The sequence below is a fragment of the Phycicoccus sp. Root101 genome (assembly GCF_001426245.1).
Classification (GTDB): Bacteria; Actinomycetota; Actinomycetes; order Actinomycetales; family Dermatophilaceae; genus Pedococcus.
Genome location: NZ_LMCM01000008.1, coordinates 201,530 through 228,486, shown reverse-complemented (window position 1 = coordinate 228,486; position 26,957 = coordinate 201,530). Strand labels below are relative to the sequence as shown.

The 26,957-nt window shown below is 72.3% G+C and carries 23 protein-coding genes; 10 read left to right on the top strand and 13 right to left on the bottom strand.

Annotation, left to right across the window (positions count from 1 at the left end):
• Nucleotides 1-2: 2 nt before the first annotated feature.
• Nucleotides 3-593 carry a pentapeptide repeat-containing protein gene (locus ASC58_RS13925; protein ID WP_056919715.1) on the bottom strand — a complete coding sequence of 197 codons (591 nt, stop codon included), beginning with the start codon at nt 591-593 and terminating at the stop codon, nt 3-5.
• Between the two features lie 86 nt (nt 594-679).
• On the opposite strand from ASC58_RS13925, the gene ASC58_RS13920 reads away from it, so the two are divergent.
• The 4 genes from ASC58_RS13920 (at nt 680) to ASC58_RS13905 (ending at nt 5,716) form a co-directional block, all read left to right on the top strand.
• Nucleotides 680-1,777, top strand: a complete 1,098-nt coding sequence (locus ASC58_RS13920) for a citrate synthase 2 (protein ID WP_056917400.1) — start codon at nt 680-682, stop codon at nt 1,775-1,777.
• 207 nt (nt 1,778-1,984) lie between these two features.
• Complete coding sequence (locus ASC58_RS13915; RefSeq protein WP_056919714.1) at nt 1,985-2,977, top strand: type IV toxin-antitoxin system AbiEi family antitoxin domain-containing protein; 993 nt, start codon at nt 1,985-1,987, stop codon at nt 2,975-2,977.
• A 197-nt stretch (nt 2,978-3,174) separates the two neighbouring features.
• The gene (gene serC, locus ASC58_RS13910; protein ID WP_056916455.1) at nt 3,175-4,296 is read left to right on the top strand and encodes a phosphoserine transaminase; all 1,122 of its coding nucleotides are present in this window, start codon (nt 3,175-3,177) and stop codon (nt 4,294-4,296) included.
• Nucleotides 4,297-4,399: 103 nt separating this feature from the next.
• Nucleotides 4,400-5,716, top strand: a complete 1,317-nt coding sequence (locus ASC58_RS13905; RefSeq protein WP_056919713.1) for a lytic transglycosylase domain-containing protein — start codon at nt 4,400-4,402, stop codon at nt 5,714-5,716.
• Between the two features lie 36 nt (nt 5,717-5,752).
• Here the strand turns inward: ASC58_RS13905 and ASC58_RS13900 are convergent, their stop codons facing one another.
• The 3 genes from ASC58_RS13900 to ASC58_RS13890 form a co-directional block, all read right to left on the bottom strand.
• Nucleotides 5,753-6,001 carry a hypothetical protein gene (locus ASC58_RS13900; protein ID WP_056916453.1) on the bottom strand — a complete coding sequence of 83 codons (249 nt, stop codon included), beginning with the start codon at nt 5,999-6,001 and terminating at the stop codon, nt 5,753-5,755.
• A 153-nt stretch (nt 6,002-6,154) separates the two neighbouring features.
• On the bottom strand, nt 6,155-7,456 hold the full coding sequence (locus tag ASC58_RS13895; RefSeq protein WP_056916452.1) for an MFS transporter: 1,302 nt from the start codon (nt 7,454-7,456) through the stop codon (nt 6,155-6,157).
• Nucleotides 7,453-7,923 carry a MarR family winged helix-turn-helix transcriptional regulator gene (locus ASC58_RS13890; protein WP_056916451.1) on the bottom strand — a complete coding sequence of 157 codons (471 nt, stop codon included), beginning with the start codon at nt 7,921-7,923 and terminating at the stop codon, nt 7,453-7,455. The genes ASC58_RS13895 and ASC58_RS13890 overlap by 4 nt, the downstream gene beginning before the upstream one ends.
• A gap of 215 nt (nt 7,924-8,138) precedes the next feature.
• Between ASC58_RS13890 and ASC58_RS13885 the strand changes: the two genes are divergently transcribed.
• Nucleotides 8,139-11,267 carry a BTAD domain-containing putative transcriptional regulator gene (locus tag ASC58_RS13885; RefSeq protein ID WP_056919712.1) on the top strand — a complete coding sequence of 1,043 codons (3,129 nt, stop codon included), beginning with the start codon at nt 8,139-8,141 and terminating at the stop codon, nt 11,265-11,267.
• Here the strand turns inward: ASC58_RS13885 and ASC58_RS13880 are convergent.
• The 3 genes from ASC58_RS13880 to ASC58_RS13870 form a co-directional block, all read right to left on the bottom strand.
• Nucleotides 11,251-12,108 (bottom strand): ABC transporter permease, encoded by an 858-nt coding sequence (locus ASC58_RS13880; protein ID WP_056916449.1) that lies wholly within the window; start codon nt 12,106-12,108, stop codon nt 11,251-11,253. The two genes, ASC58_RS13885 and ASC58_RS13880, sit on opposite strands and share 17 nt — an antisense overlap.
• Nucleotides 12,105-13,151 carry an ATP-binding cassette domain-containing protein gene (locus ASC58_RS13875; RefSeq protein WP_056919711.1) on the bottom strand — a complete coding sequence of 349 codons (1,047 nt, stop codon included), beginning with the start codon at nt 13,149-13,151 and terminating at the stop codon, nt 12,105-12,107. The genes ASC58_RS13880 and ASC58_RS13875 overlap by 4 nt, the downstream gene beginning before the upstream one ends.
• Nucleotides 13,152-13,308: 157 nt before the next feature.
• Nucleotides 13,309-14,820, bottom strand: a complete 1,512-nt coding sequence (locus ASC58_RS13870) for an NCS2 family permease (RefSeq protein WP_056916447.1) — start codon at nt 14,818-14,820, stop codon at nt 13,309-13,311.
• A gap of 54 nt (nt 14,821-14,874) precedes the next feature.
• Between ASC58_RS13870 and ASC58_RS13865 the strand changes: the two genes are divergently transcribed.
• Complete coding sequence (locus tag ASC58_RS13865; protein WP_082553299.1) at nt 14,875-15,129, top strand: DUF2530 domain-containing protein; 255 nt, start codon at nt 14,875-14,877, stop codon at nt 15,127-15,129.
• Between the two features lie 164 nt (nt 15,130-15,293).
• Here ASC58_RS13865 and ASC58_RS13860 read toward each other — a convergent pair whose 3' ends face one another.
• The 3 genes from ASC58_RS13860 to ASC58_RS21870 form a co-directional block, all read right to left on the bottom strand.
• Nucleotides 15,294-16,229 (bottom strand): type IV toxin-antitoxin system AbiEi family antitoxin domain-containing protein, encoded by a 936-nt coding sequence (locus tag ASC58_RS13860; RefSeq protein WP_056919710.1) that lies wholly within the window; start codon nt 16,227-16,229, stop codon nt 15,294-15,296.
• A 196-nt stretch (nt 16,230-16,425) separates the two neighbouring features.
• Nucleotides 16,426-17,163, bottom strand: coding sequence for a DUF3027 domain-containing protein (locus ASC58_RS13855; protein WP_056916444.1), 738 nt, complete (start codon nt 17,161-17,163; stop codon nt 16,426-16,428).
• 2 nt (nt 17,164-17,165) lie between these two features.
• Nucleotides 17,166-17,561 (bottom strand): cold-shock protein, encoded by a 396-nt coding sequence (locus ASC58_RS21870; protein ID WP_056916443.1) that lies wholly within the window; start codon nt 17,559-17,561, stop codon nt 17,166-17,168.
• A 177-nt stretch (nt 17,562-17,738) separates the two neighbouring features.
• On the opposite strand from ASC58_RS21870, the gene ASC58_RS13845 reads away from it, so the two are divergent.
• Complete coding sequence (locus tag ASC58_RS13845; protein ID WP_056919709.1) at nt 17,739-19,052, top strand: MFS transporter; 1,314 nt, start codon at nt 17,739-17,741, stop codon at nt 19,050-19,052.
• A 3-nt stretch (nt 19,053-19,055) separates the two neighbouring features.
• Here ASC58_RS13845 and ASC58_RS13840 read toward each other — a convergent pair whose 3' ends face one another.
• Together ASC58_RS13840 and ASC58_RS21100 are read right to left on the bottom strand one after the other, a co-directional pair.
• Nucleotides 19,056-19,985, bottom strand: coding sequence for an aldose 1-epimerase family protein (locus ASC58_RS13840; protein WP_056919708.1), 930 nt, complete (start codon nt 19,983-19,985; stop codon nt 19,056-19,058).
• A 44-nt stretch (nt 19,986-20,029) separates the two neighbouring features.
• Complete coding sequence (locus tag ASC58_RS21100; protein WP_056919707.1) at nt 20,030-20,941, bottom strand: hypothetical protein; 912 nt, start codon at nt 20,939-20,941, stop codon at nt 20,030-20,032.
• A 241-nt stretch (nt 20,942-21,182) separates the two neighbouring features.
• On the opposite strand from ASC58_RS21100, the gene ASC58_RS13830 reads away from it, so the two are divergent.
• The gene (locus ASC58_RS13830) at nt 21,183-23,471 is read left to right on the top strand and encodes a helicase-associated domain-containing protein (RefSeq protein WP_235529235.1); all 2,289 of its coding nucleotides are present in this window, start codon (nt 21,183-21,185) and stop codon (nt 23,469-23,471) included.
• Nucleotides 23,472-23,488: 17 nt separating this feature from the next.
• On the opposite strand, the gene ASC58_RS13825 is transcribed toward ASC58_RS13830, so the two are convergent.
• Entirely contained in the window at nt 23,489-24,430 is a 942-nt protein-coding gene (locus ASC58_RS13825; RefSeq protein ID WP_056919706.1) for a hydroxymethylglutaryl-CoA lyase, read from the bottom strand.
• A gap of 103 nt (nt 24,431-24,533) precedes the next feature.
• Between ASC58_RS13825 and ASC58_RS13820 the strand changes: the two genes are divergently transcribed.
• Nucleotides 24,534-25,229 carry a hypothetical protein gene (locus ASC58_RS13820; protein ID WP_056919705.1) on the top strand — a complete coding sequence of 232 codons (696 nt, stop codon included), beginning with the start codon at nt 24,534-24,536 and terminating at the stop codon, nt 25,227-25,229.
• Nucleotides 25,226-26,875 carry a DNA repair helicase XPB gene (locus tag ASC58_RS13815; protein ID WP_056916437.1) on the top strand — a complete coding sequence of 550 codons (1,650 nt, stop codon included), beginning with the start codon at nt 25,226-25,228 and terminating at the stop codon, nt 26,873-26,875. Before ASC58_RS13820 ends, ASC58_RS13815 begins: the two co-directional genes overlap by 4 nt.
• The last annotated feature ends 82 nt before the right edge of the window (nt 26,876-26,957 follow it).

The window sequence follows — 26,957 nt, the reverse complement described above, 5'->3', positions numbered from 1 at the left end:
CCTCAGTCGGTGACCTTGAGGTTCAGCTCCACGGCGAACGCCTCGGCAAGGTCGATGAGCTGCAGGCGCGAGATCGTCGCGCCCGCCATCCCGGTGATCCCGCGTGGCGCGCTGACCACCGACGAGCTCAGGTCGACGTCCTTGAGCCGGGCGCGGGAGAAGTCCGGGGCGATGACCCGGCCACCCTCCACTCTGACCCGGGTCAGCTCGGCCTCGGCGAGATCCGGCTCGACGAGCTGGCAGTCGACGAACTGCACGTCGAGGAGCTTGGCCCCGCGCAGGTTGAGGAACTCGATCTTGCAGCCCTCGAAGCGGACGCGGCGCAGCTGCGCGCCATACAGCTGGACGGCGCCGAGCCGGGCACCGCGGACGGTGCAGTCCTGCCACGTCGTCTCCGAGAGGTCCACCCCCGCCCCACGCACCCCGGTGAGCCCGCACTCGCTGAACCGCGCACGCGACGCCCGCAGCGACGACAGGTCCGCCTCGTCGAACGTGCACTCGAGGAACCGGGCGTTCTCCGCCGAGGCTCCCGAACCGCCCCCGAGGTCGCCCGTGAACGTCTCGCCGTCGTAGTCCTCGTCCGCGATGAGCATGGCTCCATGGTGGCGGACGGCGCCGACGGTGCAGAATGTCCCGAGCCTGACCATCGCCAGTGTTGACGAACAAGATCGGGGACCCGATGTCCGACAGTGACTTCAAGCCCGGGCTCGAGGGTGTCATCGCCTTCGAGTCCGAGATCGCCGAACCCGACAAGGAGGGCGGCTCGCTCCGTTACCGCGGGGTCGACCTCAAGGACCTGGTCGGCAAGGTCAGCTTCGGACAGGTCTGGGGCCTGCTCGTCGACAACTCGTTCGAGCGCGGGCTGCCGCCGGCCGAGCCGTTCCCGCTCCCGGTGCACACGGGCGACATCCGTGTCGACGCGCAGTCGGCGATCGCCCAGCTCGCACCGCTGTGGGGGTTCAAGCCCCTGCTGGACATCTCCCCCGAGCAGGCCCGCGACGACCTGGCCCGCGCCTCGGTGATGATCCTGTCGTTCATCGCGCAGTCCGCCCACGGGCAGAACACCCCGATGGTGCCGCAGGCGCGGGTCGACGAGGGCAGGACGATCGTGGAGCGGTTCATGATCCGCTGGCGCGGCGAGCCCGACCCGGCGCACGTCGAGGCGATCGACGCCTACTTCACGTCGGCGGCCGAGCACGGCATGAACGCCTCGACCTTCACCGCCCGCGTCATCGCCTCCACCGGCGCCGACGTCGCCGCCTGCCTCTCGGGCGCCATCGGAGCACTGTCCGGGCCGCTGCACGGTGGTGCGCCGTCCCGCGCCCAGCACATGATCGAGGGCGTCGAGCGGACCGGCGATGCCCGGGCCTACGTCAAGGACGTCCTCGACCGCGGCGAGCGCCTGATGGGCTTCGGGCACCGGGTCTACCGGGCCTACGACCCGCGCGCCGCCGTCCTGCGCGACACCTGCAAGCGGCTCGGGGCTCCGCGCTACCAGGTGGCCCTCGAGCTCGAGCAGGCTGCGCTCACCGAGCTGCGCGAGCGCCAGCCCGACCGCGTCCTGGAGACCAACGTCGACTACTGGGCAGCCGTGCTGCTCGACTTCGCCGACGTCCCCGGCCACATGATGACGCCGCTGTTCGTCTCGGCGCGCACCGCCGGCTGGTCCGCCCACGTCCTCGAGCAGAAGAAGACCGGTCGCCTGATCCGCCCGTCCTCCCGGTACGTCGGCGAGGGCCCCCGCGGCCTCGACGCCGTCACCGGCCACCGCGCCTGACCCCCGCGCCATACCCGCCAGGGGCACTCTGCCCTTGACTGCCGCTGACTGCAGCAACCTCTGCTAGCAGAGGTTGCTGCAGTCAGCACAGGGTGCTCCCTGCCCCTTGGGCAGCAACCTGTGCTGGGTGGGGCCCGGACTGGCCGAGGTACCGCGTTGTCCACAGGCCCTCCGCGAGGAACGGGTCATCTGCGACACCCTTTCGCGATGGAACTCCACGACCTGGCCAAGGACGGCATCGTCTCGGCTGCCGAGGCGGCACAGATCGGCATCGGTCCATCGGACCTGCGCCGACTGAGACGACTCGGCTCCGTCACGCGCCTCATCCGCGGCTGGTATGCCGTGCATCCGCCGAACGCTGACCGTCCCCCGTGGGAGGGGGTCGACCACTTCGACACCGAGCGCCGGCGACACAGCCTCCTCACGCTCGCCCTGATCCGCTCGTTCGACGGACGGGCGGTTGCGAGCCACCAGTCCGCGCTGGTGCTGCACGACGTACCCCTCTGGAAGTCCGACCTCAGCACGGCTCACCTGTGCCGCGTGCGCGATGACCACTCCCGGCATCGGCCATCGGCCCTTCTCCATCCCGCCTTCGGTGGCGACCCCGTCCTGTGTCCGCGTGGCTACCTCACCGTTCCCGTGGCTCAAGCCGTGGTGCAGGTCGGCCTCGTTCCGTCGCGGCCAGGTCATTGTCCGTTCCCGTTCGAGACGCTCGTCGCTGCCGACGCCGCCCTCCGTCGCGGTCTCGTGACGGCCGAAGAGCTCGCCGCAGCCGTCCGCGCCCATGGCCGACACCCCGGCATCACAGCCGTCCGCCAGCTCCTGAAGCACGCCGATGGTCGCCACGAGTCCGTGGGAGAGACCCGCCTGGCGCACACCCTGCGCGTCCTGGGCTACCGCTTCACCCCGCAGGTCTGGGTGCAGGCGGAAGGGCGACGGTGGCGGGCCGACTTCGAGCTCGATGACGAGCCGGTGGTCATCGAGTTCGACGGGATGGCCAAGTACTCGGGCGACCTGGTGAACCCCACGGCCGATCAGCTGAGAGCTGCCCTGGCGACGGAGAAGTGGCGCGAGGACCGCCTGCGCGATGCCGGTCGCGAGGTCACCCGATTCGTGTGGGCGGAGGCTGATGACCTCCGCCTGGTTCGCTCACGCGTCGACGCGGCCATCCTGCGCGCTCGGCGGCGCGTCCGTGTCTGATCGATCAGAGCGCACTCAGCACAGGTTGCAGCACCCGACACAGGTTGCTCCCCGTCCGTGGTGCAGCAACCTCTGCTAGCAGAGGTTGCTGCACCACAACGCCGCGGAGTGGGCGGAGAGGACGGTATGGCGCGGGGCGGAGTCCGGACGGTGGACCTGACGTCCCACGCCTCGGGACGGGGTGCGACACTGGGCGCGTGACTGACAACGCCGCCCAGACGATCCCCGCCGACCTCCTGCCGAAGGACGGCCGGTTCGGTTCCGGTCCCTCGAAGGTGCGCTCCGAGCAGGTCGACTACCTCGCGAGCCTGGGGTCCACCCTGCTCGGCACGTCGCACCGCCAGGCACCGGTCCGGAACCTCGTCGGGGCGGTCCGCGAGGGCCTGTCCGACCTGTTCAGCCTGCCGGAGGGGTACGAGATCATCCTGGGCAACGGCGGCTCGACCGCGTTCTGGGACATCGCGGCCTTCGGGCTGGTCCGCGAGCGCGCGCAGCACCTGGCGTTCGGCGAGTTCTCGTCCAAGTTCGCCTCGGTCACCCAGAACGCACCGTTCCTCGGCGACTCCACGATCATCAAGGCCGACCCGGGCAGCCTGGCCACCGCACGTGCGGAGGCGGGCGTCGACGTCTACGCCTGGCCCCACAACGAGACGTCCACCGGTGTCATGGCCCCCGTGAAGCGCGTCGAGGGTGCCGACGAGGGCGCCCTGGTGCTCGTCGACGCGACGTCGGGTGCCGGTGGACTGCCGGTCGACGTCTCCGAGACCGACGTCTACTACTTCGGCCCGCAGAAGTGCTTCGCCGCCGACGGTGGCCTGTGGCTGGCGGCGTTCTCCCCCGCGGCCCTGGCCCGGGTGGACGAGATCGCCGCGAGCGGCCGGTGGGTCCCCGACTTCTTCAGCCTGCCGACAGCCGTGTCCAACAGCCGGCTCAACCAGACCTACAACACCCCTGCGCTGTCCACGCTCGCCCTGCTGCGGTCGCAGATCGACTGGATCAACGGCCACGGTGGCCTCGACTGGGCCGTCGAGCGCACCGCGGACTCCAGCGGCCGCCTCTACGACTGGGCCGAGCGCACGAGCTACACCACCCCGTACGTCTCCGACCCGGCCGCCCGCTCGCAGGTCGTCTCCACGATCGACTTCGACGACGCGGTGGACGCCGCGGCGATCGCCAAGACCCTGCGCGCGCACGGCGTCGTCGACGTGGAGCCGTACCGCAAGCTCGGCCGAAACCAGCTGCGTGTGGCGACCTTCCCGGCCACCGAGCCCGAGGACGTCTCTGCCCTGATTGCCTGTATTGAGCACATTGTCGGCTGATCGGCGCGCGTCCGCGGCAACCCGCGCGTAACCTCGGCTCCGAATCCTCGTTGTTCCCGGTACAAGCCCCGGGGGTGGGGAGAACTGGACCGAGGAGTCGACGATGACCCGCGTGACCCGCGTGAACTGGCGCACCATCGCTGCCGCCCTGCCCGCGGTGGCCCTGATCGGCAGCGGGCTGGTCCTCGTGGCCACGGACGGCAACCCCAGCACCGACGTGGTCGCCGACTCGAGCCCCCTGGTCACCGTGCCGAAGGACGCCGTCCAGCGGCCCGAGTCCCCCTCCCTCCCATCCCTGCCCGAGCTCCCGGCCCCGCCGGAGGCCACCGCGACCCAGGTCGCCGACGCCGCGGGCCTGCAGCTGTCGGGGAGCGCCAACGGCATCCCCGCCGCCGCGCTCGCGGCATACCGTCGCGGGGCGCAGCTCGTCGACGCGGCCGACGCCGAGTGCAACATCGACTGGGCCCTCCTGGCCGGGATCGGCAAGGTGGAGTCCAACCACGGCCGGTACGGCGGCAACGGCGTCGACGCCAGCGGCACGGTCCGCCCCGGCATCTACGGCATCCCCCTCAACGGCACGAACAACACCGCGGTCATCCGCGACACCGACGGGGGCGTCTTCGACCGCGACACGAGCTTCGACCGCGCGGTCGGGCCGATGCAGTTCATCCCGGGCACCTGGCGCTCGGTGGGCGTCGACGCGAACGGCGACGGCCGCAAGGACCCGCAGAACCTCATGGACGCCGTGACCGGCGCCGCGGTCTACCTCTGCTCCGGTCCGGGCAACCTCGGCACCGAGAGCGGGGCCCGCACCGCCGTCCTGCGCTACAACCAGAGCGACGCGTATGCCGACGAGGTCCTCGCGATCGCCCGCGCCTATCGCGGTGGTTTCGCCGTCGTCCCCGACGGCACGCTCTCCGACGCCCAGCGCACCGGCCAGCCCTTCCTGCCCACGGGCAACGAGGTCGTCCAGCCCGGACCCGCCGCCGGCGTCGCCGCAGGCAGCAAGCCGTCCGCGTCGTCCACGTCGAAGCCGGGCGCCAACGGTTCCGTCCCCTCGCCCAGCAGCACGTCCGCCGCGGGCGCAGGATCGGGCGGCTCCGGCGCGGGTGGCTCGGGGACCGGCGGTTCGGGTGCGGGTGGCTCGACCCCGGCTCCCTCGACCACGGCCGGCGGTGGCCTCGCCGGCACCGTCGGGGGTGTCGTCGGAGGTGTCGTGGGTGGGGTGACCGGCCAGACGCCGAGCTCGACCTCGTCGACCCCGAAGCCCTCCTCGTCCAGCAGCACCTCGAAGCCGGCCCCGACGCCCAGCACGACCAAGCCGCCGCTGACGCTTCTCCCCAAGGACGGCAAGTGCCCCGCCGGCTACGACCCCGTGCTTAACCCGCTCAAGATCGTCATCCTCTGCCGACTCAAGTAGGGCGGAGGAGCCCTCGCCGCACCCAGCGGCCCGCCCTCACCCGTCGCGGCGGCTGAGGGCGGCGAGGCTCCCGGAACCCACGGGGCTCTCCTCGACGACCATCCCCTGCTCGTCCAGCAGGGTGACCCGGCCGCCCCCGCAGTCCGACAGGTGCAACGACGCCCAGCGGCGCGCGCCCTCGAGGGTCGCGCAACGGCGGGTGACGCCGCAGCCCGACACCTCCCAGGTCCCCGGGCCGAGCGGGCGGATGGTCAACGCACCCGGCGGGGGCAGGTCGCCTGCCATGGCTCCAGCGTCCCGCGGACCACGGAAGCGCGCCTCGGTCAGATGGACGACCGGGCGCTGCGGTAACCCGTCAGCGCACGAGGCTGGCGAGGACCGCCACGGCGACGACGATGGCCAGGACGGCGATGGTCACGCGCCGGCGGAAGACCGGTGTCATCGCACAGCCTCGGGAACCGGCTCCGAGACCGGTGTCGGCGCCGGAACGGTCCGGATCCGCAGCCGCGGGCGGCGCTTGGTCTCGTAGGTCACCTGGACATTCTCGTGCTTCGCGAGCCAGACCGACACCACCACGGTGACGAGCCCGACGGCGATGGTGCCGATCCCGATGGTCCAGCGCGGGCCCCACACGTCACCGATCCAGCCGATGACCGGAGCGCCGAGCGGCGTCCCACCCATGAAGATGGCCATGTAGAGCGCCATCACGCGGCCACGCATCGCGGAGTCGACGGTGAGCTGCACCATGGCGTTGGCGGTGGTCAGCGCCGTCAGGGCGGACAGCCCGACGGGGACCAGCGCCAAGGCAAACAAGGTGTAGGTCGGCGCGACCGCGGCGAGCCCGCTGGAGATGGTGAAGCCGACGAACGCGAGGAGCAGGATCCGCAGACGCGGGCGGGCGCGTCGGGCCGACAGCAAGGCCGCCGACAGCGACCCGATCGCCATGATGGAGCCGAGCAGGCCGTACTCCTGCGGGCCCTTGCCGAACTCCCGGGTCGCCATGAGCGCGGTCGTGATCTGGAAGTTCATCCCGAACGTCCCCAGCACGAAGACCAGAGCCATCACGAGCATGATGTCGGGCCGACCCCGGACGTACCGGACGCCCTCGCGGATGGCGCCCTTCCCGCGTGACAGCGTCGGGGCGGGCTTCAGCTCGGAGCGGGTCATCGACCCCAGGGCGATGAGCACGGCGACGAACGTCAGCGTGTTGAGCAGCAGCGTCCACCCGGTGCCGAACGCGGCGATGGTCAGGCCGGCGACGCCGGGGCCCACGAGTCGGCCGGCGTTGAAGCTGGCGCTGTTGAGCGACACGGCGTTGGCGAGCCGCTCCCGCGGCACCATCTCGGAGACGAACGTCTGGCGGGCCGGGTTGTCCACGGCCGTCGCGACACCGGTGAACAGCGCGATGGCGTAGACCATCCACAGCTGCGCGGTGCCCGTGACGACGAGCAGGCCCAGGGCCAGGGACGACAGTGCGAGTGCCGTCTGGGTGATCGCGAGGATGACGCGCTTGGGGTAGCGGTCGGCGATCATCCCGGCCCACGGCGCGAGCAGGAGGAACGGCAGGAACTGCAGCCCCGTGACGATGCCGAGCGCGGTGGACGAGTGGTTCGTCAGCTCGGTCAGGACCAGCCAGTCCTGCGCGACGCGGCCCATCCACGTGCCGATGTTGGAGATGAACGCGCCGGTGGCGTAGATGCGGTAGTTCCGCACGGACAGGGAGGAGAAGGTCGGGCTCATTCGTTGGCCACCCTGGTGAGGATGACCGCGGCCTGCTCGAGGATGTCCTGCTCGGCCGGCGTGAGGTGGCCCACGCGCACCGACATCCAGGCGTCGCGCTTGCGACGGATGTCGCGCAGCAGCGTCAGGGCGTCGGGCGTGAGGGACAGGATGACCTGTCGGCGGTCGGAGGGGTCGGCGGTGCGCTCGACGAGACCGAGCTCGACGAGTCGTCCGACGGTGCGGGTCATGCTGGGGGCGCTCACCCGTTCGATCTCGGCCAGCTCACCCGGCGTGCAGGGAGCTTTCTCCAGGCGGTTCAGGACCGAGAACTGGTGCGGCGCGATGGCGTCGGTGCTCTCGAACCTCACGCGGCGCGAGATGCGCATGCACGCGAGTCGGAGCTCTCCGGCGAGCCGCGAGACCGCTGCGGGGGTGAGACCGGCCTCAGCGGTGCGGCGCGGTGAGCGCGCAGGCGGTGGGGTCATGATGGTCTCCTTGGTTCAGGTACTTAGCATAACTCATTACCTGTGCTAAGTATTTCCAGCGTGCCCCTCCGCCCGCGAGGCCGAGTGCCCGAGCAGGGACCCAGCGCGTGCCCCGGCGCGGATGGCATGTGGTCGAGCAGGGAGGCCGCGCGTGCCCGACCCGGTATGCCGCGTGCCCGCCCGCCGCAGCCCGCGAGCGTCCTAGGGTTGGCGGGGTGACCGCCCGGCTGCGCCTCCTGGACCGTGTCACCTGGGACGACCGAGTCATCCCCGGTGACCGGCCGGCAGCGCTCCTCGCCCTCCTCGCCGCGCACCCCGCCGGCCTGGGCGATGACCGCATCGTCGAGGAGGTGTGGCGCGGCGACCCTCCCGAGAAGCCGACCAAGGCGCTGCAGGTCCTGGTGTCGCGGCTGCGCTCCATCGACCGTTCCCTGGTCGAACGTCACGACCGCGGCTACCGGCTGGGCCTGCCCCGTGCCGCGGTGGACGTCTGGCTGCTCGACGAGCTCGTGGACGGTGCCGAGCAGGCGTGGCGGTCCGGAACCGCCGAGCAGGCCGAACCCGCCGCCCGCGCCGCCACCGAGGTGGCCGTCGGCGACCGTGGCAGCGGTCCGCTCGCCGACCTCCGCGCGGACGCCAGCCACCGGGTGCACGCCGCCGAGCGCGTCCTGGCCCTCTCCCTGGCCGGCACCGCGCGGCATACCGAGGCCCTGCCGCGGTTGCAGGCGCTGGCGGCCACCACGCCCGACGACCCCGAGGTCCTCGTGGCGCTCCTGCGGGCCGAGGCCACGGTCCACGGCGTCCCCGCCGCGCTGGAACGCTACGAGGTCTACCGGCGCGACGTGGCGGACCGGCTCGGGGTGGACCCGGACCCGGCGGTGCGGCGCACCCACCGCGAGCTGCTGGCCGCGGACGACCCTCGGCGCACCGGCGTGCGGTTCGACGCCGAGGAGCTCCTGGGGCGCGAGGAGGACCTGCGGCGGCTGCGGGCGGCGCTGGCGACGGGTCGGCTCACGACGGTGCTGGGGCCCGGGGGGATCGGCAAGACCCGGATCGCACACGTGCTGGCCCGCGAGGCGACCCAGCCGAGGGTGCACGTCGTCGAGCTCGTCGGCCTCGGATCGGGGGACGACGTCGTCGCCGAGGTCGGGGCGGCCCTCGGGATCCGGGGGTCGGTGACCGCGCGGCACTCCCTGACACCGGCCCAGCAGGCCGACGTGCGCGGGCGCATCGCCCAGGAGCTCGACAGCAGTCCGGCCCTGCTCGTGCTCGACAACTGCGAGCACCTGCTGGAGGCGATCGCGGGGCTGGTCGCGTTCCTCCTGGCCACCACCCGCGACCTCAGCATCCTCACGACGAGTCGGGCCCCCCTGCGGATCGCCGCCGAACGCGTCGTGCCGCTGACCCAGCTGGCGCCCGACCACTGTGCCGACCTGTTCGTCCGTCGCGCGCAGGCGGTCCGTCCCGGAGTCGCCCTCGACCCCGGCACGATCGAGGCGGTCGTGGCCCGCCTCGACGGCCTGCCGCTCGCGGTCGAGCTCGCCGCGGCGCGGGCGCGGACCATGTCGGTCGAGCAGATCAGGGCCGCCCTCGACGACCGGTTCGGCCTGCTGCGCAGCCGCGACCGGGGAGCCCCCGAACGGCACCGCACCCTCACCGCCGTCATCGAGTGGTCGTGGGACCTGCTGACCGAGGACGAACGGGTCGCGGCCGCCCGGATGTCGGTGTTCCACGACGGGTTCGACGCCGGTTCCGCGACCGCCGTGGTCGGTCCGGACGGCATGGACCGGGTCGAGGCCCTGGCCGACCAGTCGATCGTCACGGTCGAGGAGATCGGTGGGGCGACGCGGTTCCGGATGCTGGAGACGGTGCGCGAGTTCGCCGGGCTGCGCCTGCTCGAGCACGGGGACCACGAGGTGGCCCTCGAGGCGCAGACCACCTGGGCGCTGGACCTCGTGGCGGCGGTCGGTTCGGTCTTCTTCTCCCCCGACCAGTACGCCACCGTCGACGCCCTGCTGGTCGAGGAGAACAACCTCACCGACGTGCTCCGCCGGGCGCTGCTGGGCGGCGACACGGGCACCGTGGCCCGGCTCATGGCGACGTTGAGCAGCCTGTGGACCATGACCGGCAACCACGCGCGCATCTTCGCCCTCGCCGACGCGACGCAGAACGTCCTCGCGGACTGGGACCCGCGCGACGACACGGAGCGGTCGGCAGCGTTCGAGACCGCCGGCCTCCTGCTCATCCACCTCAGCTGGATCCGCGGGCGGGACACCTCGGACCTGCGCCAGGCCATGCTGCGGTGGGGGCCGTCACGGGACCCCATGGCGCTGGCCGCCCACGCGATGTTCGTCGAGGGCGAGGGTGGCGACGTCGCCTCCCGGGTCGTCGAGCTCACCGCCGACGAGCCCGACCCCGGCCGCGTCGCGATGCTCCTCCTCTGGGCAGCCATCTCGGCCGAGAACGTCGGGGACGTGGCGGCAGCCGTGGCCCACAGCCGGCAGGCGCTCGCCCAGGACGGCCTCACGCCATACCTCGAGGCGTCGCTGCACACCGAGCTGTCCCAGCTCGCGATGTACGTCGGGGACCACCACGTCGCGGCCCACCACGCCGAGCTCGCGTGGCCGGTGCTGCTGCGCCTGCACGCGAACGACGACGCGAGCTCGATGCGGTTCACCTCGGTGGTCTCGCGCCTGCTCGACGGTGACGTCGACGGGGCCGCGGCGCTGATGGACGAGATCGGCGAGCTGCCGGACGGCGGCCAGCTGGGGTCACGGATGGTCCTGCACGCCGCGCGGGCCGAGCTGGCCCTGGCCCGCGGTGAGACGCAGGACGGCTTCGCGCACTACGAGCGCGCCCTGGTCGAGGTGATGGTCGACATCCCCGGGTGGACCGGCGGGCCGACGCCCTGGGTCTCCATCGCCGCCGGCGCCGGCCTCACCGCCCGGGTCCACCACGGCCCTCCCGGACCCGACCCGCGCGCCGACGAGCTGCGCGACCTGCTGCTCGGCGCCTCGGCCAGGTCGTCGGGCGGATCCACCACCAGCGCGCCCATGGACGACCTCCCCCTCAGCGGGGTGATGCTCGTCGCGATCGGGGCCTGGGGACTTCGGTTCGGCGACCCCGCGCTGACCGACGACGCCGTGCGGCTGCTCGCGATCGCCCGCCGCTGGAACTACAACCGGACGCTCCCCTCACTGGCCTGGGAACCCCTGGTCGCCCTCGCCGACGAGGTCCGGCCCGGACTCCTCGGCCAGCTCCTGCAGGAGTATGGCGCGCGGCCGGGTCCGGACCTCGTGCCGGACGCGTCGGAGCTGCTGCGCCGGTTCACATCTTCCGGTTGAAGCTCCGCACCGACAGCGGGGCGAAGACCGCGATGACGACCGCGCAGCCGAGGAGGGCCCAGCCGACGTGGCCCGTGACGGCACCGTCGTTGGCGAGGTCGCGGATCGCGGTGATCACGAGGCTGACCGGGTTCACGTCGGCGAACGCGCGCAGCCACGACGGCATGGTGGCCGTCGGGACGAACGCGTTGGACAGGAACGTCAACGGGAACATCACCATCAGCGAGACGCCCTGCACACCCTGCGCGGTCTTCCCGATCGTGCCGAACCACGTGAAGATCCACGCCAGCGACCAGCCGGCGACGATGGCCAGGAGGATCGCGCCGAGCACCCCGAGCACCCCACCCCCGGGTCGGTAGCCCAGGGCGATGCCGGTGGCGAAGGTCAGCGTCGAGGCGATGGCGTACCGGATGAGGTCGGCGACCATCGGTCCTGCCAGGGGGGCGATCCGGGCGATCGGCAGCACCTTGAACCGGTCGAACACGCCCTTGTCCATGTCCTCGCGGAGCTGGACGCCGGTGGCGACGCAGGCCGTCAGGACGGTCTGCCCGATGAGCCCGGTGATGATGAGCGGCAGGTAGCCCTTGACGCTGCCGCTGATGGCGCCACCGAAGATGTAGGCGAACATCGCCGTGAACAGCAGCGGCTGGATCGTGACGTCGAAGAGCTGCTCGAAGTTGCGCCGCATCTTCATGGTCGAGCGCCAGGCCAGCGTCATCGTCTGGGCGACGGTGTCGCGCAGGGAGACGTGGGTCGACAGCTGGCGGTCCAGGACCGCGGGCCGGTCGGCGCCGGTGGGTGTCGTGGTCGGGTTCGCACCGGGGTTGGTGGTGGTGGTCATGATGCGGCCTCCAGCTCTGACGTGGTGGTGGACGTGGTGGAGGACGCCGTGCCGGACGTGCCGGACGTGCCGGACGTGCCGGACGGGTCGGACGGGTCGGTGCCGTGGCCGGTGAGGGCCATGAACACCTCGTCGAGCGAGGGCTTCTGGACGGTGAGCGACTCGATCCCGACCCCCTGCTCGCGGAGGGCGACGAGCACGTCGACGGCCTGGTCGCTGCGCTCGAGCGGGACGGCGAGGCGCCGCGACTCGGGTGAGGGCACCGGCTCCTCGCCGACGAGGCGGCGCGCGGTCTCGGTGGCCGCCTGGAGGTCGGCCGGGTCGGCGAGGTGCAGCACGAGCGAGCTGCGGCCCACCGAGGACTTGAGCTCGTCGGACGTGCCCTGCGCGACCTTGACGCCCCGGTCGATGACGGCGATGCGGTCGGCGAGCTGGTCGGCCTCGTCGAGGTACTGGGTCGTGAGCAGCACGGTGCACCCCTCGGTCACGAGCTCGCGGATGGTGTCCCACATCTGGCCGCGGGTGCGCGGGTCGAGCCCGGTGGTGGGTTCGTCGAGGAAGATCAACGGCGGCCGCGTGATGAGGCTCGCGGCGAGGTCGAGCCGGCGCCTCATCCCGCCGGAGAAGGCGCTGATCGGCTTGGCCGCGGCCTCGGTGAGGTCGAACTGCTCGAGCAGGGTCCCCGCCCGCCGCCGGGACTCACCACGGCTCAGTCCCTGGAGGCGACCGAACAGCAGGAGGTTCTCGGTGGCTGTGAGGTTCTCGTCGACCGAGGCGTACTGCCCCGTCACGCCCAGCAGCTGCCGCACGACGTGGCCCTCCCGGCTCACGTCGTGACCGAAGACCTCAGCGGTGCCGCCGTCGATCGGCAGCAGCGTGGCGAGCATCTTGAGCATCGTGGTCTTGCCGGCACCGTTGGGCCCGAGGACGCCGAAGACCTCGCCGCGGTGGACCTCGAGGTCGATGCCGTCGACGGCGCGCTGGTCGCCGAACGTCTTGACCAGGCCCTGCGCGCGGACGGCGAGTGTGTCGGTGGAGTTCATGGCACCAGCATGTGCGACGACGCTTTCACCGCGGTTTCACGACGCCTTCGCCTCCCGGTGGGCGGTCGCACCGGCCCCACACGCACGTATGCCGCGCGGCCCCCTCGCGGGGCCACGCGGCATACGTGGTGGTGCGGGTGCCCGGACCCGCGCCCGGTCAGACTCCGAGCAGCTCCTTGATCGGGGTGATCGCGAAGTAGATGACGAAGAGGACGGACACGGTCCACAGCAGCGGGTGGATCTGGGCGGCCTTGCCGCGGGCCGCCTTGATGAGGGTGTAGACGACGAACCCGGCACCGATGCCCGCGGTGATCGAGTAGGTGAACGGCATCAGGACGATCGTGAGGAACGCGGGGATCGCGATCTCCAGGTCGTCCCAGTCGATGCCCTTGACCTGCTGCATCATGAGGAAGCCGACGACGACGAGCGCGGGGGTCGCGGCCTCGTACGGGACGACCTTGACCAGCGGGGCGAGGAACGTCGCGAAGAGGAACATCACGCCCGTGACCACCGAGGCCAGACCCGTGCGGGCGCCCTCGCCGACACCAGCGGCCGACTCGATGTACGACGTGTTGGACGAGACCGAGCCGACACCACCCGCGATCGCGGCGACCGAGTCGACCATGAGGATCTTGTCGGAGTTCGGCGGGTTGCCGTTCTTGTCGAGCAGCCCACCCTCGGCGCCGACCGCGACCATCGTGCCCATGGTGTCGAAGAAGTCGGCGAGCAGCAGGGTGAAGACGAGCAGCACCGCGGCGACCACGCCGATCTTGCTGAACGAGCCGAGGATGCTGAAGTTGCCCAGCAGCGAGAAGTCGGGCACCTCGACGATGGTCTTGGGCAGCGTCGGGACGTTCAGGCCCCAGCCGGCCGGGTTGACGAACTTGCCGGTCGCGTCGAACTGTCCACCGATGTTGCCGATCGCCTCGACGATGATCGCGAGCACCGTGCCGCCGACGATGCCGTAGAGGATCGCGCCCTTCACCTTGCGGACCATCATGAGGATGATCGCGAGGACGCCGATGACGAAGACGAGCGACGGCCAGCCGTTGAGGGTGCCGCCGATGCCGAGCTCGACCGGGACCGGGCCCGTGCCGGTGCGGCGGATGAAGCCCGCGTCGACCAGGCCGATGATCGTGATGAACAGGCCGATGCCCACGGAGATCGCGGTCTTCAGCTCGGCCGGGATGGCGCGGAACACCGCCTGCCGGAACCCGGTCAGCACGAGGACGAGGATGATCACGCCCTCGATGACGATCAGGCCCATCGCGTCCGCCCACGTCATGTCGGGGAGCTTGGCGATGCCGAACGTCACGAACGCGTTCAGCCCCAGGCCGGTCGCGAGCGCGAGGGGGTAGTTCGCGACGACCCCCATGAGCAGGGTCATCACGCCGGCGACGAGCGCCGTCCCGGCAGCCACGAGGGTCTGCGCCTTGACGATGTCACCGCCGCCGAGGAACTGGCCGGTGCCGTCCTGCTGGGTGCCGATGATGAGGGGGTTCAGCACGACGATGTACGCCATCGTGAAGAACGTGACCAGGCCGCCGCGGATCTCCCGCGGGATGGTCGAGCCGCGTTCGGTGATCCGGAAGAACCCGTCGAGTCCGCTGGTGGGGGCACTGGCGGCCGAGGCCGTCGCAGGCTTGGAGGTGGGTGAGGACTTCGCCATGGGCAGCAGAGTAGGGCCTGCGTGTTGCGGCGGTGTGAAAGATAGGCTGCACGCATGAGCGAGTCGCAGCGGCACCCCGACTCCCCCGCGTCGGACGAGCTCCAGCCGCTCTCGCTGAGCAGCGCGACCGTCACCCTGTGGGGCACCGTCGCGTGGCTCGTGGCACTGGTCGTCACCCTCGTCGTCCCGGCCCTGCACCAGGGCGACCGCCACTGGTGGCCATGGACCTGCGTGGCCGCGATCGTGCTCGGCCTGCTCGGCTTCTCCTACGTGAGACGCGGCCGCGGCAACGCCGCCGGCGCCGAATAACCCCACCCCTGCGCGAAGCGGGTGTCCTTCTGCAACACGGGACTTATTTGTCCCGGTTTTGCCACACGACACCCGCTTTGCCGGGTCAGCGAGGCCCGGGGCACGGCTACCGGGACGACGGTATGGCGCGCACGTCACCCGTGCGCGGCGTGCTGGCGAGCAGGTCAGGCGGCGCGACGCAGGAGGGCAGCCCTGATCTGGGCCAGCATCCGCGCAGGATGGGCGAGGTCGGCCCAGGTCAGACGGACCACCTCGTAACCGAGGGACCTCAGCCGGTCCTCGCGCCTCTTCTCTGCGACGAGGCCGTCCCGACCGTCGGCGCCGCCGTACTTCACCGCACCATCGAACTCGACGACCACGCGCCCGGCGACGAGGAAGTCGACCCGGCCGACGAACCCACCCTGCTCGTCCCGGACGACCACCTGCGACTCGACGGGGAGCCCCAGGGCCGACAGCACCAGTCGGGTCCGGCTCTCGCCCGGCGACTCTGCCAGCGGGTCCATCGCCGCCAGCACCCGTCGAACCCGGGCCCGTCCACGCAGCCCGGGCAGGAGCCGGTCGGCGGCGGCGCGCAGGTCGTCGGTGGTGGCTGCCTGTCCGTGCAGGGCTGCATCGGCGGCCACCACGCCCGCCTCGACCGACCCGGAGCCCGTCGTCACGACCGCGTCTGCGAGCGCGAGGGTGGGCAGCCCGTCGACCTCGACCACCGAAGCCATCGACCGGAGCGGCATGACCCGAAGCCCTGCCAGGGTCGTGGACTGCTGCACGTCGCCGCTGAGCACGACGAGGCGGCGGTCGACGTGCCACAGGGGCAGTCGGTGGAGAGCGAGTGCGGCCTGGTGACTGGCTGCCTCGACCGCGCCGGCCGTTCCGTCCAGCCGTGAACGCATCACCGCCATCACCGTCAGGCGGTACTGCTCGTCGCCGTCCGCGTCGTCCCATCGGCGGCCGGCGACGAAGGCTCCTCGGCGTACCCGGCGCAGGTAGCCGCGCGCGACCCAGCTCTGCACGTCATACGCGGGGATGCCCAACCGGGCGAGCTGGCCGGCACCGATGACCCCACCCTGCGCTTCCACCAACGCGGTTGCCTGCGAGTCCATGCCGAGAGGGTGATGCCGTCACCGGCCGTGGCCAACGGACGCCAGCGGCAGCTGTGGACGGCGGTCCCACGAGTGCGCGCCTGTGGAAACCGCCGACACGACGAAGCGGGTGTCGTTCGGCAATGCCAGGACAAATAAGTCCCGTGTTGCCGAACGACACCCGCTTTGCGGAAGTGGGCGGAAGGGGGGACGTCCCTCAGACGAGGTCGTAGCTCAGCTCGTCGACGATCGGTTCGCCGGTGTGGACGTGCTCGGCGGGTTCGGCGTCGACCTCGGAGTGGGCGCCGCAGCCGTGGTCAAGACTCACGACGCGACCGTCGGAAGGCGACCAGGCGTTGGCGCACACGCCGAAAAAAGACCGGAGGGCACCTGCCATCGGGAGGAAGTACCCGCAGGACGAGCAGGGCGAGGAGGCCTTCTCGGCGACCTCGGCGTGCGGGCCGTTCTCACCCTCGTACCAGCGCTGGGCCGCGGCCTCGCGGCCCTCGGCGGACAGCACGCGCTTGCGGCCGAGCCCGAGCTCGTACGTCGCGAGCTCGTCGACCTCCTCGTCCCCCGTGGCCTCGAACCCGGGCTCGAGCAGCGGGTCGTCCTCCTTGTAGGGCAGGACGTCGCCGGCACCGAGGTCTCCGGGGGCGATGCGGTCGGCGTACGGCAGCCACTCCGGCGACAGCAGCGCGCCGTCACCGGGGACGAGGTTGGTCTCGCACACCGTGGCCGACTTGCCGCGCGGCACCCGCGCGACGGTGATCGCCCAGCGCCAGCCGGGGTACGCCCGGGCCGTGCACGCGAAGTAGTGGGTCCCGAGGCGCTCCTCGTCGAGCTCCATGCCGAGGTGCTCACCGACGGTGCCGGCCTCCGCGATGGACTCGGCGGCCTCACGGGCCAGGTCGACGGCGCCCTCGAGCACCGGGTCCTTCTTGGGGGTGGCCATGCTCACGGCTCCAGCTGGTCGGCGAGAAAGCGCAGGACCGCGGCGACCTTGGTGCCGTGCTCCTTGTCGAGGCGGCGGCCCCGACGCAGGGAGTTGCTGGTGCTGTCGAGCAGCTTGATGGCGTCCTCGACGAGCGGGGCGAGGTCCTCGGGCGACTTGCGGTTCTGCTCGCGCTTGCCGGCCGTCACGCTGGGCGCCGGCTCGAGCAGGGTCACCTGGAGTGCCTGGGTCCCACGACGGCCCTCGGCCACGCTGAACTCGACGCGGGCACCGCCCTTGAGCGTGCTCGCGCCCTCGGGCAGCGCGTTCGCGTGGAGGAACACGTCGCTGCCGTCGTCACCGGAGATGAAGCCGAAGCCCTTCTCCGCGTCGTACCACTTGACCTTGCCAGTGGGCACTGGTCCACCTCTACGTCGAAAGTTTGGGTGCGCTCTGTGCGCATCGCAAGGCTATCGGGTGGTGCCAAATCCTTTCCGGGTATGCCGCGTGCCGGGTGGCCCTGCGCGCGTCACCCGGGCCCCGCGCGGCCGGAAAACCGGTTCGGGACTGTCGGTGCCGTGCGCGAGGATGGAACCGTGAGTGAGTCCTCGAGCCAGCGGCAGAGCGTGCGCCAGTTCTGGGGAGACCTGTCGGTCGAAGGTCGCTGGCTGCTGTCGACCGTGGCCGTCCAGACGCTGGGGCGCGGCCTGACGCTGCCGTTCACCGTCATCTACCTCAACGAGGTCCGGGGCATCTCGCTCGACCTCGCCGGCGCCCTGATGGCGTTCATCGCCGTCGTGGCGCTCGCGGTCACCGGCCCCGGTGGCGCCCTGACCGACCGGGTCGGGGCCCGCCGGATGCTCCTGCTCGCCACGAGCGCCCAGCTCGTCGGCTGCGTCGTGCTGGCGTTCGCGACGACGCCGTGGACGGTGGCGCTGGCGTTCGTGTTCCTCGGCTTCAACTTCGGGGTGTCCTGGCCCGCGTTCAACGCCCTCGTCGCGGCCGTCACCACCGGTCCTGCGCGCCAGCAGTACTTCGGCGTCAACTTCGCCCTGGTCAACCTCGGCATCGGCCTCGGCGGGGTCATCGGTGGCCTCTACGCCGACGTCCACAACCCCACGTCGTTCACCGTCATCTTCCTCGCCGACGCCGCGAGCATGCTCGTGCCGATCGGCCTCCTGCTCGGCCCCCTGCGCCACGTCCACGGCCGCGCCGAGAAGCCGGAGGGCACCGAGGGGTCCGGCGGCTCCTACCTCGACATCGTCCGCCAGCCGGCTGTCGTGTGGATGACCGTGCTGACGTTCCTCGGCACGTTCGTCGGGTACGGCCAGATGGAGGCCGGGTTCCCCGCCTTCGCCCGTCAGGTCAGCGAGGTGCCGACCGAGGTGATCGGTTTCGCCTTCGCCCTCAACACCGCGGTGATCGTGGGTCTGCAGTTCGCCGTCCTGCACCGCATCACCGGTCGCCGCCGCACGCGGGTGCTGCTCGTCATGGCCGCCCTGTGGGCTGCCGCCTGGGTGGCGCTCGGGCTCACCGGGTTCGCCCCTGGCACCCTCGTCGCAGCCGGTGGGGTGCTGGCCTTCCACGCGTTGTTCGCGCTCGGGGAGACCTTGCTGCAGCCGACCATCCCCGCCATCACCAACGACATGGCCCCGGACCACCTGCGCGGTCGCTACAACGCGGTCAGTGCCGGAGCGTTCCAGGCCGGCACGATCCTGGGACCTGTGGTCGCCGGGTTCATGCTCAACCACCGGTGGTCAGCGGAGTTCATCGCCATGCTCGTCGTCAGCTGTGGCGCCATGGCCCTGCTCGCCCTCGCCGTCGAGCGCCGGATCCCGCCCGAGGTCAACGGTCTGACGGGTGACCAGGTCGTGCCGGTCGTCGACCCGGCAGGGGCCCGACCCGTCTGAGGCTCAGGCGAGGTGGCTGGGGTTCATGCCCCAGGTTGCCGACCAGTCCTGACCGGGTTCGAGGACCACCAGCCCGTCCCCGGAGTTGAACGCGTTGCTCGGGCACGACATCGGCTCGACCGCGATGCCGCGGGTTCCCTTGACCCCGGTGTCGGCGCCCTTGGCAGTGAACACCTGCACCCAGTCCAGCGCCCGGTCGCCCCAGACCCGCACCTCGCCGGTGGCGAGCCCGCCGACGACGACCTCCCACCCACCGTCCGCGCGGGTCCGCGCGAGGTCCGTGTATGCCGTGTCCAGACTCGTGCCACCCAGGGCCCGCCCCTCGCGGAAGTCCGTCTCGGGCCGGACCGGTTCGGTGGCGACCGGGATCATCTGCTCGTCGACGAGCACCTCACGCGTGGCGGGGATGGTCAGCTCGACATCGGCGAGCCGGGTCTCCCCGAGGGCGACGTAGGGGTGCGCGCCATACCCGAACGGTGCGGGCGAGCTCCCCACGTTGACCGCGTGCGCGCTCACGGTGAGGCCGTCGTCGTCCAGGACGTAGTTGACGCTGAGGTCCAGGCTGCCGTCCCACCCCGGTGAGGGGTGCAAGCGCGTGCGCACGGTGAGGGCCGACCAGTCGTCGTCGTGCCAGTGCAGCTGCCACGGCAACCACCGGACCAGGCCGTGGTTGGAGTTGGAGAGCGGGATCTCGGTGAGGGCCAGCTGGTGGTCGACGCCGGCGAACGTGTACCGCCCACCCCGGATGCGGTTGGGCCAGGGCATCAGCACCTGCCCACGACCGGCGAGGCAGAACTCGTCCTCGGCGTAACCGGCGACCACGTCGACCCCGTCGACCGTGTAGGTCCGCAGCCCGCCGCCCACCTCGACGACGGTGGCCTCCTGACGTCCGTTCCGGAGGGTCCACTGCTCGCCGCTGGGAGAGGTGCTCACGGGCTCACGCTACTGGCCGGGCAGCGGGTCCGCCGTTGCGGTGGTCAGGCGCCGCGGACGACCCGGACGGACACGGCCTTGCTGCCGTCCTTCCGCGCGAGGACGAGGACCACATCGTCCTTGGCCAGCGCACCGGCACGGCCACGGGTGGTGTCGTCGATGACGTAGGTGGCGCTGAAGCCGTCGGCGCTCTTGACGGTGACCGACGTGCTGGACGCGGCGGTGACCGTGCCCCGCTGGAGGGTCATGACGACCGCCTTGCCGGTGGCGTCCTGCACGGTGAACTCGCCGTGCTGCACGTCGCCGAGGGCGGCTGCCCCACCCATCATCGAGCCCATGCCGAGGCCGCCACCGAGGCCACCACCGAGACCGTTGCCGTTGCCGTTGCCGTTGCCGTTGCCGTTCGGCTTGCCCTTGCCGTTGCCGTAGCCGTCGCCCTTGCCCTTGCCCTTGCCGGGACCGTCCTCGGTGCCGGGCAGCTGACCGCGGCCCATCGGGCCGTTCTCGAGGCGGCGCTGCTGCCCCGGGGCGCTGTCGCTGCGGCCGTGCATCTGGCCCATCCGGTCGCCGTCGTGCCCGGCCACCGTCCGGACGACGGCCACCGCACCGACGCCGAGCACGCCGACCACGAGGAGCAGGGTGAGCACGGAGGCGACGATGAGCGCGATCGTGCCGCCGGTGGTGGAGGTGGCCTGGCGCCAGAGGTTGGGTCCCTTGGGCGGCGTGGGACCGGTCGCCCCGGCGGTGCTGGTCGGCCCGGCCGCGCCGGTTGGTCCCGCGGGCCGTGCCGGTGCCGCGTGGGCCGCCTCGGACGTGGCCGACGGGAACGACTCCTGCCGGGACGCCTGTGCCGGCGGCTGCCCCTGTGCGGGCTGCTGCCCCGGGTGCGGCGTGGGCATCGGCCGGGTGGGATCGACCGGGTCAATGGGCCCCGTGGGTCCGGTGGGCTCCGACATGGCGGCTCCTCTCGCTCTGTGCATCATCCCTCGGGAACCTGTGGTTCAACTGGGAATCGCGCCAAACTCGACCGCGCCCGGACCCCGCCCCAGACCCCGCCTCGGAGCCCGCCTCGGACCCGGCACAGGACCGGGCCAGGACCAGGCGGAGCCCCGGCACAGCACCCGGCCGGGACGAGACCCACACCCGGCCCTCGGTCACGCGGTACGCGACCTCACGGCGGCCGACTACCGTGGTCCGGTGCCCCCGAAGTCCCGCCCCCAGCCCACGGCCGTCCGGTCGATGGCCGACGACGTCCGGGGGCGCACCGATGACGAGCTCCGCGCTCTCCTGCACCGCCGGCAGGACCTGGCCCGCCCGGCGCCCGCGGACCTGTCGGCCCTCGCGGCCCGGGCGAGCACCCGCGCCAGCGTCCAGCGCGCCGTCGACTCCCTCGACCTGGCCCACCTCCAGGTCCTCGAGGCGGCCCTGACCGCTCCCGCGACCAGCTCGTCGCCGGTGCAGCCGTCGACCGTCGCGGCCCTGCTCGGGTCGACCGCGGCCGAGGTGCAGCCCCTGCTCGACGACCTCTGGACGGTGGCCCTGCTCTGGCGCAGCCCCGAGGGCCTGCGAGTCGTGCGCACGGTCGGCGAGGTGCTCGTCCACCCCGCCGGACTCGGCCCCCGCGCGACCGACCTGCCCGGCGCGGCCCCCGCGCCGCCTGCCGACGCCGTGGTCGCCGCCGTCTCCGACGCGCCACCGGCCGCCCGTGCCATCCTCGACCGCCTCACCTGGGGACCGCCGATGGCGGTGCTCCCGACCGGGACCCCGGACCGCGTGGCCGAGGGTGCGCGCTGGCTGCTCGAGCACCACCTCGTGCGTTCGGTCGGCGGTGAGCAGATCGCCCTGCCGCGCGAGGTCGCCCTGGCGCTGCGCGGCGGCCGCAGCCACGCCGAACCCGCCCTCACCTCACCCGACCTCCACGGCGAGGACCGCACCCCGGACGCGGTCGACGCCGCCGCCGGTCAGCAGGTCACCGACCTCCTCGCCCTGGTCGACGAGCTCGCTGCCGAGTGGGGGCTGCGACCGCCACGCGTGCTGCGGTCGGGTGGCCTCGCCGTGCGCGACCTCAAGCGGATCGGCTCGGTCCTCGACGTCGACGAGACGCGGGCGGCCTTCGTCGTCGAGCTCGCGTATGCCGCCGGCCTCCTCGCCGACGACGGCTCGCTCGACCCGTCGTGGGCTCCGACGCCGGCGTACGACGAGTGGCAGCAGCAGCCCGGCGACCAGCGCTGGGCAGTGGTCGCGCGGGCCTGGCTCCTCACGACCCGCGCACCCCACCTCGTCGGCACCACCCCTGCGGGCGCGTCGGGCACCGTGAACGCCCTCGGCCCGGACGCCCACTGGCCACCGGCCAGGGGTCTTCGCCGGGACGTCCTCGACCAGCTCGGCGACGCCCCCACCGGGCTGGCCCCGGCACCGGCGTCCGTCGCGAACGCCCTGCGCTGGCGGCGGCCCCGTCGCGTCCCCGGCACCCTCGAGGCCGTCATCGCCGCAACGCTCCGCGAGGCCGAGTGGCTGGGCGTCACCGGACGCGGCGCGCTCTCCACCGCAGGGCGGGCCCTGCTCGAGGGGCGCGACCAGTCCTCCCTCGCCGCGGCGATGCAGCCCCACCTGCCCGACCCCGTCGAGCACGTGCTCCTCCAGGCCGACCTCACCGCCATCGCACCCGGTCCCCTGGCCGGAGGCCTCGCGACCTTCATGCGTCTGGTCGCCGACGTCGAGTCGCGCGGCGGCGCGACGGTCTACCGCTTCACCCCCGACTCGGTGCGGCGCGCGCTCGACGCCGGGTGGTCGGTCGACCAGGTGGTGGGCACCCTCAGCGACGCCAGCCACACCCCCGTCCCGCAACCCCTCGACTACCTCGTCCGCGACGTCGCACGACGCCACGGCCAGGCGCGGGTCGGGGCGATGCGCGCCTACATCCGGTGCGACGACGAGACCACGCTGGGAGCCATGCTCGCCGAGCGGGCGCTGTCGCCCCTCCAGCTGCGCAGCATCGCCCCGACCGTCCTCGTCTCCCCCGTGGCGGCCGAGACCGTCGTGGACTTCTTGCGGGAGAACGGTTTCGCCCCCGCGGCCGAGACCCCGGACGGCGGGATCGTCGTCCCGCAGGCGGGACGGCACCGGACGCCGCTGCAGCGGCGCACCTCCCCCGTCACGGCCACGGGTGTCGACGACGAGCTCGTCACCACCCTGGTCGGCGCGCTACGGGCCGGGGAGGCGGCGGCGGACTACCACCGCGAGCAGGTGGCCACGCGCCCCGGACCCAGCCTGCCGAGCACCGACCCGACGACCACCCTCGCCGTGCTGCGTGACGCCGCCGCCGACCGTCAGGCCGTCTGGCTCGGGTACTCCGACGCGGACGGTCGGGTCCAGCGGCTGCTGTTCTACCCCGAGCGGGTCGAGGGCGGCCGCGTCCACGGGACCACCGAGGGCCTGAACCGCACCCTGTCGATCCACCGCGTCACCGGCGCTGCCGTCGGCTGACGCCCGACCGGCGCCGGTCAGTCGCTCCCGGCGAGTGCCTTGACCACCCGCGACGGAGACGGGCGCCCGAGCTGCTCGGCCATCCACGTGCTCGTCTCGACGAGCGACGCGAGGTCGACCCCGGTCTGCACCCCCGCACCGTCGAGGGCCCAGACAAGGTCCTCGGTGGCGAGGTTGCCGGTGGCGCTCTTGGCGTAGGGGCACCCGCCCAGGCCACCGGTGGAGGCGTCGACGACGGTCACGCCGTGCCGCAGGGCCGTCATCGTGTTCGCGAGCGCCTGGCCGTACGTGTCGTGGAAGTGCACGCCGACCCGGTCGGCCGGTATGCCGCGGGCCTCCAGGGCGTCGAGCAACCGGCTCACGTGCCCGGTCGTGCCGACCCCGATGGTGTCGCCGAGGGAGAGCTGGTCCGCGCCGAGGTCCATCAGGCGCACCGCGACGTCGGCGACCTGGTCGACCGGCACCGGTCCCTCCCACGGGTCGCCGAAGCACATCGACAGGTAGGCACGGACCCACAGGCCCGACTGGCGCGCCCGGTCGACGACCGGCGCGAACATCGCGATCGACTCCTCGACCGTGCGGTTGAGGTTCTTGCGGGCGAACGTCTCCGTGGCGCTGCCGAAGATCGCCACCGCCCCGACCCCGGCCTCCAGGGCCCGGTCGAGCCCTCGCTCGTTCGGGACCAGGACGGGGCGCTGCGGACCCTTGCCGGCGTCGCCGAGGAGCGCGAGCACCTCGGTGGCATCCGCCAGCTGCGGGACCCAGGCTGCGGGGACGAACGACGTCGTCTCGATCGTCCGCAGTCCGGCAGCTGCGAGGCGCCGCACGAACTCCGCCTTCACCTCGGCGGCGACGACGGTCTTCTCGTTCTGCAGCCCGTCGCGCGGACCCACCTCGTAGATGGTCACGGCCCCGGGCAGGTCGGTGGCGGGCTCGAGCTGCGGCAGTCCGGTGGTCACGTCCCTGATCCTGCCACTGCCCGGATTCGTGGTTGCCGGACACCGGGCCCGGCGGCGCAGGTTAGATTTGGGCGCAGTACCGGACCCGGCTGAAGGACATCGCATGAGCGACACCCCCAGGAACGACAGCACCGAGGACCGCGGAGACGACATCTTCCGCGACCCGACGGCTCCCAGCGACGCGCCGTCCTACGGCTCGCCGTCGTCGGCCGGAGCCACGGAGCACACCGAGCAGCTGCCGACCGGTGGTGACACCCAGCAGGTCCCGACCGAGTCGTCGGTGCCCCCGCCTCCCGCGGCGCCCCAGAGCCCGTACAGCGCCCCCCCGGCGGCGGATGCTCCGCAGAACCCGTACGCCTCCCCGGACCCTGCTGCGCAAAACCCGTATGCCGCGCCGCCGGCCGCCCCGAGCCACCCCACCCAGGGTGAGGTGGCCTCCCAGCACGGCGCCCCCGGCACGCCCCCGCCGCCTCCCGGCTACGGCCAGGCCGGCTACGGCGCCCCCGCCCCCGCCTACGGACAGGCTCCGTACGGAGGCGGACCCACGTCCGACTCCCTGAGCGGCAGCACGATCGCGCTCCTCGTCGTGTCCGGGCTGCTGACCATCGGTGCCTGCGGCATCGGCATCCCCGCCCTGGTCTTCGCGATCATCGCGGTGACCAAGAAGGACCAGCCCTCCGAGATGGGCAAGTGGACCAGGTGGGGCTGGATCGCCCTGGCCGTCACGGTCGTCCTCGTCGTGCTGGTCATCGCCGGCCTCGTCGGTATCGCTGCCGTGGGTGGGTCGACCAGTCCGTGACCGACGGACCGCTGATCGTCCAGAGCGACAAGACGCTCCTGCTCGAGGTCGACCACCCGCGCGCCGAGGAGGCGCGTCGGGCGATCGCCCCGTTCGCCGAGCTCGAGCGCGCCCCTGAGCACATCCACACCTACCGGGTCACGCCGCTGGGCCTGTGGAACGCCCGGGCCGCGGGGCACGATGCCGAGCAGGTCGTCAACGCGCTCATCACGTTCAGCCGGTATGCCGTGCCGCACGCCCTGCTCGTGGACGTCGCCGACACGATGGACCGGTACGGCCGCCTCACCCTCGAGAAGGACCCCGAGCACGGCCTGCTCCTGCGGACCACGGACCGCCCGGTGCTCGAGGAGGTGTTGCGGCACAAGAAGATCAAGCCGCTCATGGGTGAGCGCATCGACGCCGACCGCGTCCTGGTCCACCCGTCCGAGCGGGGCCACCTCAAGCAGGAGCTGCTCAAGGTCGGCTGGCCCGCCGAGGACGAGGCGGGGTACGTCGACGGCGAGGCCCACCGGATCGACCTGGACAACGCCGACTGGTCGATGCGGCCGTACCAGCAGCAGGCGGTCGACGGGTTCTGGCACGGCGGCTCCGGCGTGGTCGTCCTCCCCTGCGGCGCCGGCAAGACCCTCGTCGGCGCCGGGGCGATGGCTCAGGCCAAGGCCACCACGCTGATCCTCGTGACCAACACCGTCTCGGCCCGGCAGTGGCGCGACGAGCTGATCAAGCGCACCAGCCTCACCGAGGAGGAGATCGGCGAGTACTCCGGCGCCCGCAAGGAGATCCGCCCGGTCACCATCGCGACCTACCAGGTGCTCACGACCCGGCGGAAGGGCGTCTACACGCACCTCGACCTGCTCGACGCCCGCGACTGGGGCCTCATCGTCTACGACGAGGTGCACCTGCTCCCGGCCCCGATCTTCCGGATGACGGCCGACCTCCAGGCCCGCCGTCGCCTCGGCCTCACCGCCACGCTCGTGCGCGAGGACGGCCGCGAGGCCGACGTCTTCTCGCTCATCGGCCCGAAGCGCTACGACGCCCCGTGGAAGGACATCGAGGCGCAGGGCTACATCGCGCCGGCCGACTGCGTGGAGGTGCGGGTCACGCTCCCCGACAGCGAGCGCCTCGCGTATGCCGTTGCGGAGCCCGAGGACCGCTACCGCCTCGCCTCGTGCAGCCCGGTCAAGATCCCCGTGGTGGAGAAGATCGTCGCCCAGCACCGGGGCGAGCCCACGCTCGTCATCGGCCAGTACCTCGACCAGCTGGACGAGCTCTCCCAGCGCCTCGGGGCCGAGGTCATCACCGGCGCCACCTCTGTGGCCGAGCGCCAGAAGCTGTTCCAGGCCTTCCGCGTCGGTGAGATCGACCTGCTGGTCGTCTCCAAGGTCGCGAACTTCTCGATCGACCTGCCCGAGGCCAGCGTCGCCATCCAGGTGAGCGGCACCTTCGGGTCCCGGCAGGAGGAGGCCCAGCGCCTCGGCCGGGTGCTGCGTCCCAAGGGCGACGGCCGCACGGCGCACTTCTACTCGGTGGTCGCCCGCGACACCGTGGACGCCGAGTTCGCCGCGCACCGGCAGCGGTTCCTCGCCGAGCAGGGCTATGCCTACCGCATCGTCGACGCCGACGACCTGGGCGACGTCCCCGCCTGACCACGCCGTCCCGCCGAGGGGCGGGAATCGGCCGACTCACCAGCTGGTGAAGCGGCAGATCCCCACCCCTCAGCGCGGAAGG

Bases quoted from the DNA above. Each gene is read 5' to 3' on its own strand.
- ASC58_RS13900 (WP_056916453.1), bottom strand. From the start codon at position 6,001: ATGGCAGGCGACCTGCCCCCGCCGGGTGCGTTGACCATCCGCCCGCTC.
- ASC58_RS21100 (WP_056919707.1), bottom strand. From the start codon at position 20,941: ATGTCGGAGCCCACCGGACCCACGGGGCCCATTGACCCGGTCGATCCC.
- ASC58_RS13870 (WP_056916447.1), bottom strand. From the start codon at position 14,820: ATGGCGAAGTCCTCACCCACCTCCAAGCCTGCGACGGCCTCGGCCGCC.
- ASC58_RS13895 (WP_056916452.1), bottom strand. From the start codon at position 7,456: ATGAGCCCGACCTTCTCCTCCCTGTCCGTGCGGAACTACCGCATCTAC.
- ASC58_RS13925 (WP_056919715.1), bottom strand. From the start codon at position 593: ATGCTCATCGCGGACGAGGACTACGACGGCGAGACGTTCACGGGCGAC.
- ASC58_RS13920 (WP_056917400.1), top strand. From the start codon at position 680: ATGTCCGACAGTGACTTCAAGCCCGGGCTCGAGGGTGTCATCGCCTTC.
- ASC58_RS13880 (WP_056916449.1), bottom strand. From the start codon at position 12,108: ATGACCACCACCACCAACCCCGGTGCGAACCCGACCACGACACCCACC.
- ASC58_RS13905 (WP_056919713.1), top strand. From the start codon at position 4,400: ATGACCCGCGTGACCCGCGTGAACTGGCGCACCATCGCTGCCGCCCTG.
- ASC58_RS13860 (WP_056919710.1), bottom strand. From the start codon at position 16,229: ATGGACTCGCAGGCAACCGCGTTGGTGGAAGCGCAGGGTGGGGTCATC.
- ASC58_RS13865 (WP_082553299.1), top strand. From the start codon at position 14,875: ATGAGCGAGTCGCAGCGGCACCCCGACTCCCCCGCGTCGGACGAGCTC.
- ASC58_RS13890 (WP_056916451.1), bottom strand. From the start codon at position 7,923: ATGACCCCACCGCCTGCGCGCTCACCGCGCCGCACCGCTGAGGCCGGT.
- ASC58_RS13875 (WP_056919711.1), bottom strand. From the start codon at position 13,151: ATGAACTCCACCGACACACTCGCCGTCCGCGCGCAGGGCCTGGTCAAG.
- ASC58_RS13855 (WP_056916444.1), bottom strand. From the start codon at position 17,163: ATGGCCACCCCCAAGAAGGACCCGGTGCTCGAGGGCGCCGTCGACCTG.
- ASC58_RS13820 (WP_056919705.1), top strand. From the start codon at position 24,534: ATGAGCGACACCCCCAGGAACGACAGCACCGAGGACCGCGGAGACGAC.
- ASC58_RS13915 (WP_056919714.1), top strand. From the start codon at position 1,985: ATGGAACTCCACGACCTGGCCAAGGACGGCATCGTCTCGGCTGCCGAG.